The organism is Mesorhizobium sp. CNPSo 4688 (assembly GCF_057784295.1).
The window spans coordinates 1-424 of the sequence record NZ_JBWLUY010000104.1; the positions used below are offsets into that span (position 1 = coordinate 1).

General features: G+C 59.7%; 1 protein-coding gene. It reads left to right on the plus strand.

The window, feature by feature from the left end:
• Positions 1-423: IS5 family transposase (locus AC04SH_RS34985; protein ID WP_488578090.1), on the plus strand; the 423-nt coding region annotated here is incomplete at its 5' end.
• Between the last annotated feature and the right edge of the window lies 1 nt (position 424).

The following is a 424-nucleotide window of genomic DNA, read 5'->3' on the forward strand; positions in this document are numbered from 1 at the left end:
CGTTCTCATGGCGGACTGAGTACCAAGGTCCACGCGCTCGTCGATCAAGACGGCCTGCCGATCCGTCTCCTCATCTCGGAGGGAAAGGCATCCGACAAGACATTCGCCCCGCAACTGATCGAAGGGCTGGCGCCAGCAAAGGCGCTTGTCGCCGACAAAGGCTATGACAGTTGGCCGTTCGTCGCCCTTGTTGCCGAGACTGGCGGGTGTGCTCACATCCCGACCCGTCGGCACGTAAAGGCAAAGAGATTTGTCGCGCCAGATCTCTATCGCGAGCGAAACCGCATCGAGCGCTTCTTCTGCAAACTCAAGCAGTTCCGCAGGGCCGCTACCCGCTTCGACAAGCTTGGTCGAAACTTCCTCGCAACTCTTACCCTCGCCTCCCTAAGGATTTGGCTGCGACACGTTGAGTCCACGCCCTAGG